General features: G+C 61.1%; 7 protein-coding genes. All 7 read left to right on the forward strand.

Annotated elements, in window-relative coordinates:
* Window positions 1-275: FAD assembly factor SdhE (locus tag PQR32_RS41870; protein ID WP_408241700.1), on the forward strand; the 275-nt coding region annotated here is incomplete at its 5' end.
* A gap of 100 nt (window positions 276-375) precedes the next feature.
* A complete protein-coding gene (gene gltA / locus PQR32_RS41875) occupies window positions 376-1677 on the forward strand; it encodes a citrate synthase (RefSeq protein ID WP_408241703.1) in 1302 nt (433 codons plus the stop codon).
* Between the two features lie 325 nt (window positions 1678-2002).
* Window positions 2003-3412, forward strand: a complete 1410-nt coding sequence (leuC, locus tag PQR32_RS41880; protein ID WP_408241706.1) for a 3-isopropylmalate dehydratase large subunit — start codon at window positions 2003-2005, stop codon at window positions 3410-3412.
* 6 nt (window positions 3413-3418) lie between these two features.
* A complete protein-coding gene (locus PQR32_RS41885) occupies window positions 3419-3577 on the forward strand; it encodes an entericidin A/B family lipoprotein (RefSeq protein ID WP_028196115.1) in 159 nt (52 codons plus the stop codon).
* Between the two features lie 86 nt (window positions 3578-3663).
* A complete protein-coding gene (gene leuD / locus PQR32_RS41890) occupies window positions 3664-4317 on the forward strand; it encodes a 3-isopropylmalate dehydratase small subunit (RefSeq protein ID WP_132383622.1) in 654 nt (217 codons plus the stop codon).
* A gap of 38 nt (window positions 4318-4355) precedes the next feature.
* Window positions 4356-5423 carry a 3-isopropylmalate dehydrogenase gene (leuB, locus tag PQR32_RS41895; RefSeq protein WP_408241709.1) on the forward strand — a complete coding sequence of 356 codons (1068 nt, stop codon included), beginning with the start codon at window positions 4356-4358 and terminating at the stop codon, window positions 5421-5423.
* A gap of 361 nt (window positions 5424-5784) precedes the next feature.
* Window positions 5785-6906 carry an aspartate-semialdehyde dehydrogenase gene (gene asd, locus PQR32_RS41900; RefSeq protein ID WP_408241712.1) on the forward strand — a complete coding sequence of 374 codons (1122 nt, stop codon included), beginning with the start codon at window positions 5785-5787 and terminating at the stop codon, window positions 6904-6906.
* Window positions 6907-7167 lie beyond the last annotated feature (261 nt).

The raw sequence follows: 7167 nt of genomic DNA on the forward strand, positions 1-7167 counted from the left end.
CCCCCCCCCCCCCCCCCCCCCCCCCCCCCCCCGGGCGCCGCCGGCCCCCCCCCCCCCCCCCCCCCCGGGGCCTGCTGGAAAACGATCTGATCTTTGAGCGTTTTTTCGGCCGATATGAGCATGACCTCAGCGATGCCGACGTGGGCGCCCTCACGCGCCTGCTCGAGCTGAGCGATAACGACCTGATGGACTTGCTGCTCGTGCGCAAGGAACCTGAGGGCGACCTTGCAGACCCGGATGTGATCCGGGTGCTGGAGCTGCTGCGGAATGCCTGACCGGCATGACCGGCTTGAGCGCTGCTTGTCCGCGCTTGTCCGTTGTCCCAGGCGTGCAATTATCGAAACCCTGTTTCCATACTTCGATTGAGGATGTGCTATGACCCCGTCAGATGTTAAAGCCACGCTATCGTTCAGCGACAATTCGCCGAGCGTTGAAATGCCGATTTACAAGGGCACTCTCGGCCCGGACGTGATCGACATCCGCAAACTGTACGGCCAGACCGGCAAGTTCACGTACGACCCGGGCTTCATGTCGACGGCGGCTTGCAATTCGGCGATCACGTACATCGACGGCGACAAGGGCGAGCTGCTGTATCGCGGCTACCCGATCGACAACCTCGCGCAAAACGCCGACTTCCTCGAAACCTGCTATTTGCTGCTGAAGGGCGAACTGCCGAACGCGCAGCAAAACGCCGAATTCGTGAAGACGGTCACGAACCACACGATGGTGCATGAGCAAATGCACTTCTTCTTCCGTGGTTTTCGTCGCGACGCGCACCCGATGGCGATTCTGGTCGCCGCGGTCGGCGCGCTGTCGGCGTTCTATCACGACTCGCTCGACATCAACAATCCGCGCCACCGTGAAGTGTCGGCCATTCGCATGATCGCGAAGCTGCCGACGCTGGTCGCCATGGCGTACAAGTACAGCATCGGTCAGCCGTTTGCGTACCCGAAGAACGACCTGTCGTACAGCGCGAACTTCATGCACATGATGTTCTCGAACCCGTGCGAAGAGTACAAGGTCAACGACGTGCTGGTGCGCGCGCTCGACCGTATCCTGATCCTGCACGCGGACCACGAGCAGAATGCATCGACGTCGACCGTGCGTCTCGCCGGTTCGTCGGGTGCGAACCCGTTCGCGTGTATCGCAGCGGGTATCGCGTGTCTGTGGGGCCCGGCGCACGGTGGTGCGAACGAAGCCGCGCTGAACATGCTGGAAGAAATCGGCTCGGTCGATAACATTCCCGAGTTCATCAAGCAGGTGAAGGACAAGAACTCGGGCGTGAAGCTGATGGGCTTCGGTCACCGCGTCTACAAGAACTACGACCCGCGTGCGAAGCTGATGCGCGAAACCTGCCACGAAGTGCTGGAAGAGCTGGGCCTGCACGACGACCCGCTGTTCAAGCTGGCCATGGCACTGGAAAAGATCGCACTGGAAGACGAATACTTCGTGTCGCGTAAGCTGTACCCGAACGTCGACTTCTACTCGGGCATCGTGCAGCGCGCGCTGGGCATCCCGACGTCGATGTTCACGTGTATCTTCGCGATGGCGCGTACGGTCGGCTGGATTGCGCAGTGGAACGAAATGATCGCCGATCCGGAACAGAAGATTGGCCGCCCGCGTCAGCTGTTCATCGGCGACACGCAACGTGAAGCGAAGCCGATCGGCGAACGTTGATCGGGTTTGAGTCCGCATAGTCCGTAGCGGCGGTTTTGCTACGAGCTAACACGGAGTCTGCTGATAAAAGTGCCCCGACGGGTTCTCCGTCGGGGCATTTTGTTTTCGGCTTCTTGTCCCGCGCGCTGAGCCTGCATTTGCGCGGCGGCGCAGCAAACCACCGCCACACGCGCGCTTGCCGGGTAACGCCAATACAGGTATCGACACTACCACCCAACTCCCTGTTTTTTATCGGTTTTCTCCCTGATTGAGCGGCCCAGGCGGGGCGCTGCGTGGCATAATCGACCGACACGGTCAGCCCGAAGTCATTACTACCCCGCATACCATGGCACAGACTCTCTACGACAAATTGTGGAACACACACGTGGTCCACACGGAAGAAGACGGCACGACGATTCTCTATATCGACCGTCACCTGCTGCACGAAGTCACCAGCCCTCAGGCGTTCGAAGGCCTGAAGCTGGCTGAGCGTCCGGTGTGGCGCATCAGCGCGAACCTGGCGGTCTCGGACCATAACGTCCCGACCACGGACCGCAGCCACGGTATCGCCGATCCGGTTTCCAAGCTGCAAGTCGACACGCTCGATTCGAACTGCGACGCCTACGGCATCACGCAGTTCAAGATGAACGATCTGCGTCAGGGCATCGTGCACATCATCGGGCCGGAACAGGGCGCCACGCTGCCGGGCATGACGATCGTCTGCGGCGACTCGCACACGTCCACGCACGGCGCGTTCGGCGCGCTGGCGCATGGCATCGGCACGTCGGAAGTCGAGCACGTGCTGGCCACGCAAACGCTCTTGCAGAAGAAAAGCAAGAACATGCTGGTGAAGGTGGAAGGCGCGCTGCCGCGTGGCTGCACCGCGAAAGACATCGTGCTGGCCATCATCGGCAAGATCGGCACGGCTGGCGGCACGGGCTACGCGATCGAGTTCGGCGGTTCGACGATTCGCGCGCTCTCCATGGAAGGCCGCATGACGGTCTGCAACATGGCGATCGAAGCGGGCGCGCGCGCCGGCATGGTCGCGGTCGACGACACCACCATCGACTACCTGAAGGGCCGCCCGTTCTCGCCGGAAGGCGTGGAGTGGGATCACGCGGTCGAGTACTGGAAGCAGTTCAAGACGGACGAAGGCGCGCACTTCGATCGCGTGGTCGAACTGAACGCTGCGGAGATCGTGCCGCAAGTCACGTGGGGCACGTCGCCGGAAATGGTCACGGCCGTGGACGGTCGCGTGCCGGATCCGGATCGTGAGAAAGACCCGGTCAAGCGTGACGCCATGGAGCGCGCGCTGAAATACATGGCGCTCGAACCGAATGCGCCGATCGAGTCGATCAAGCCGGATAAAATCTTCATCGGGTCGTGCACCAACGCGCGCATTGAAGACATTCGCGCCGCGGCTTACGTCGTGAAGAAACTGGGCCGCCGCGTGGCGCCGAACATCCGTCTGGCCATGGTGGTGCCGGGTTCGGGTCTCGTGAAGGCGCAGGCGGAACGTGAAGGCCTCGACAAGGTCTTTACCGACGCCGGTTTCGAATGGCGTGAACCGGGTTGCTCGATGTGTCTCGCCATGAACGCCGACCGGCTGGATCCGGGCGAGCGTTGCGCGTCCACGTCGAATCGTAATTTCGAAGGTCGTCAGGGCACCGGTGGCCGTACCCACCTCGTGAGTCCCGCGATGGCTGCGGCTGCGGCCATCGAAGGGCATTTCGTCGATATTCGCAAGCTTGGATAAACACGCATGATGAAGAACATGAATCGCACCACTCTATTGCGCCGCTTCGCGCTCGGTACTCTGGCTGGGCTGTTGCTCGGTCTGGCCGGTTGCAACACGGTGCACGGATTCGGCGAGGACATGTCCCACCTCGGCAATTCGATCAGCAATCACGCTGATAAATAAGCGGTTTTTGATTTTTGCCGGCTCTGCGCCGAGCGGCTTTCCGGCCGCCGCGCGCATCGCCCGGACTTGAAACAGGCGCAAGCGTCATGGATAAATTCATCGTACACACCGGCGTCGTGGCGCCGCTCGATCGCGAGAACGTCGACACGGACGCGATCATTCCGAAGCAATTCCTGAAGTCGATCAAGCGCACGGGTTTCGGTCCGAACGCGTTCGACGAATGGCGCTACCTCGACCACGGCGAGCCGGGGCAGGACAATTCGAAGCGTCCGCTGAATCCGGATTTCGTGCTAAACCAGCCGCGTTATCAGGGCGCTTCGGTGCTGCTCGCTCGCAAGAACTTTGGCTGCGGCAGCTCGCGTGAGCATGCGCCGTGGGCGTTGGAGCAATACGGCTTTCGCGCGCTGATCGCGCCGAGTTTCGCCGACATTTTCTATAACAACTGCTTCAAGAACGGCGTGTTGCCGATCGTGCTGACCGAACAGCAGGTCGATCACCTGTTCAACGAAACGTATGCGTTCAACGGTTTCAAGCTGACGGTCGATCTCGAAGCGCAAGTCGTGCGCACATCGGACGGCGGCACCGAATATCCGTTCGAAGTCGCGGCGTTCCGCAAGTACTGCCTGCTGAACGGTTTCGACGACATCGGCCTCACGCTGCGCCACGCGGACAAGATTCGCCAATTCGAAGCGGAGCGCATTACGAAGCAGCCTTGGCTGAATCACCGCATCGTCGGTTGAACGCTCAAAAGTCTCAAAGCAAACCTCAAGGAATTCGCATGAAGATCGCAGTCTTGCCGGGCGACGGCATCGGTCCCGAAATCGTCAAGGAAGCCGTCAAGGTTCTGAACGTGCTCGGCGAAAAGTTCGAACTCGAAGAAGCGCCGGTTGGCGGCGCGGGCTACGAAGCGAAGGGCCACCCGCTGCCCGATTCGACGCTGGCGCTGGCAAAAGAAGCCGACGCGATCCTGTTCGGCGCGGTCGGCGACTGGAAGTACGACTCGCTCGAACGCGCGCTGCGTCCGGAGCAGGCCATTCTCGGTCTGCGCAAGCACCTGCAACTGTTCGCGAACTTCCGTCCGGCGATCTGCTATCCGCAACTCACCGGCGCGTCGTCGTTGAAGGAAGAGATCGTCTCGGGCCTCGATATCCTGATCGTGCGTGAACTGAACGGCGACATCTATTTCGGCTCGCCGCGTGGCGTGCGTTCGTCGCCGGACGGGCTGTTCGAAGGCGCGAAGGAAGGCTTCGACACGATGCGTTATTCGGAACCCGAAGTGCGCCGCATTGCGCACGTCGCGTTTCAGGCGGCGCAAAAGCGCCAGAAGAAGCTGACGAGCGTGGACAAGGCCAACGTGCTCGAAACGTCGCAGTTATGGCGCGACGTGATGATCGACGTGTCGAAGGAATATGCGGACGTGGAGTTGTCGCACATGTACGTCGATAACGCCGCGATGCAACTGGTGAAGGCACCGAAGGCGTTCGACGTGGTCGTCACCGGCAACATGTTCGGCGATATTCTCTCCGACGAAGCGGCCATGCTGACGGGTTCGATCGGCATGCTGCCGTCCGCCTCGCTCGACAAGAACAACAAGGGCTTGTACGAGCCGTCGCACGGGTCGGCACCGGACATCGCCGGCAAGGGCGTCGCGAATCCGCTGGCGACCATTCTGTCGGCGGCCATGATGCTGCGCTATTCGCTGAACAAGGCGGAGCAGGCGGATCGTATCGAAAACGCCGTAAAAAAGGTGCTCGAACAAGGCTATCGCACCGGCGATATTCTCACGCAAGGTTGCAAGCAGGTCGGCACGGTCGCCATGGGCGACGCAGTCGTCGCAGCACTGTAAGCGCGCAGGTGCGTTAAGCGGTAGTCAGGTCATCAAACGACCTTTAAAACGCGAATCGGCCTTGAAACAGGCCGATTCGCGCGTAATACGGACGGCAGCGACAGACATTCAGGTCGCCGGATTCCGGTTTTCGTGTATATTGTAGCGATGGCGCACACAGCTCAAATCTCCTCGATTTCGACACTGCACGGCAAAACGGCCCGTGTGGTTGAGCTCGCCATTACCGCCAAAGCTTCCATTAAAACGATTACCCCGAAAACGATCACGAAACGCTGATCGTCCGTCGTGCCCGCTCATCTTCCCCGCGCGGTCACTGCGCGGCAAAGATGCGGGGAAGTTTCCACTCGAAGGGTATGAAGTCATGAACGTAGGTCTCGTAGGTTGGCGCGGCATGGTCGGCAGCGTCCTGATGCAACGCATGCAGCAGGAAGGCGATTTCGATCTTATCGAACCGGTGTTTTTCAGCACCAGCAACGCGGGCGGCAACGCGCCGTCGTTCGCCAAAAACGAGACCAAGCTCAAAGATGCGACAAGCATCGAAGACCTGAAGAAGTGCGAAGCGATCATCTCGTGCCAGGGCGGCGATTACACGAACGACGTGTTCCCGAAGCTGCGCGCAGCGGGCTGGAACGGCTACTGGATCGACGCGGCTTCGTCGCTGCGCATGAAGGACGACGCGGTCATCATTCTCGATCCGGTCAACCTCGACGTGATCAAGAACGCGCTGGTCAAGGGCCAGAAGAACTTCATCGGCGGCAATTGCACGGTCAGCCTGATGCTGATGGCGCTCGGCGGCCTGTTCCGCGAGAACCTCGTCGACTGGATGACGGCCATGACGTATCAGGCCGCTTCGGGCGCGGGCGCGCAAAACATGCGCGAACTGCTGCAGCAGATGGGCACGCTGTACGGTGCAGCGAAGGAAGACCTGGCGGATCCGTCGTCGGCGATTCTCGACATCGACCGTCGCGTGCTCTCCGCGATGAATAGCGACCGCATGCCGACCGACAACTTCGGCGTGCCGCTCGCCGGCTCGCTGATTCCGTGGATCGACAAGGATCTCGGCAACGGCATGTCGAAGGAAGAGTGGAAGGGCGGCGCGGAAACCAACAAGATTCTCGGCAAGCCGGCCATGGGCACGCCGGGTTCGATTCCCGTCGACGGCCTGTGCGTGCGGATCGGCGCCATGCGCTGCCACTCGCAGGCACTGACCATCAAGCTGAACAAGGACGTGCCGCTGGACGAGGTGAACAGCATCCTCGCGTCGGGCAACGACTGGGTCAAGGTCGTGCCGAACGAGCGTGAAGCGTCGATGCGCGATCTGTCCCCGGCGGTTGTCACGGGTACGTTGACGGTGCCGGTCGGCCGCGTGCGCAAACTGGCGATGGGCGGCGAATATCTGTCGGCTTTCACGGTCGGCGATCAGCTGCTGTGGGGCGCTGCGGAGCCGCTGCGTCGCATGCTTCGCATTGTGCTCGACAAGTAAAGTAAACTACGCGCTCACGACGCGTAGAAAACTCAAGAAGCGTCGCGCTTGCGCGGCGCTTTTTTCATTGTGTGCTCCGATTATCTTGTCTCTTTCCAACCGCAAAAAAGGGCTGCGCGCTGACGCGCCAGGAGTCCCGATGAACCTTCGACTCTCATCCCTTCGGGCCATGTTCATTCATCGAGGTGCGGGCCGATTGGCGGCTGGCGCCGCTGTGTCCGCTGCGCTCGCGTGCGCCGGCGTGGGTAGCGCGGTGGCCCC

This window comes from Paraburkholderia dipogonis, from assembly GCF_046027395.1.
In the GTDB taxonomy this organism is placed as follows: Bacteria; Pseudomonadota; Gammaproteobacteria; order Burkholderiales; family Burkholderiaceae; genus Paraburkholderia; species Paraburkholderia dipogonis_A.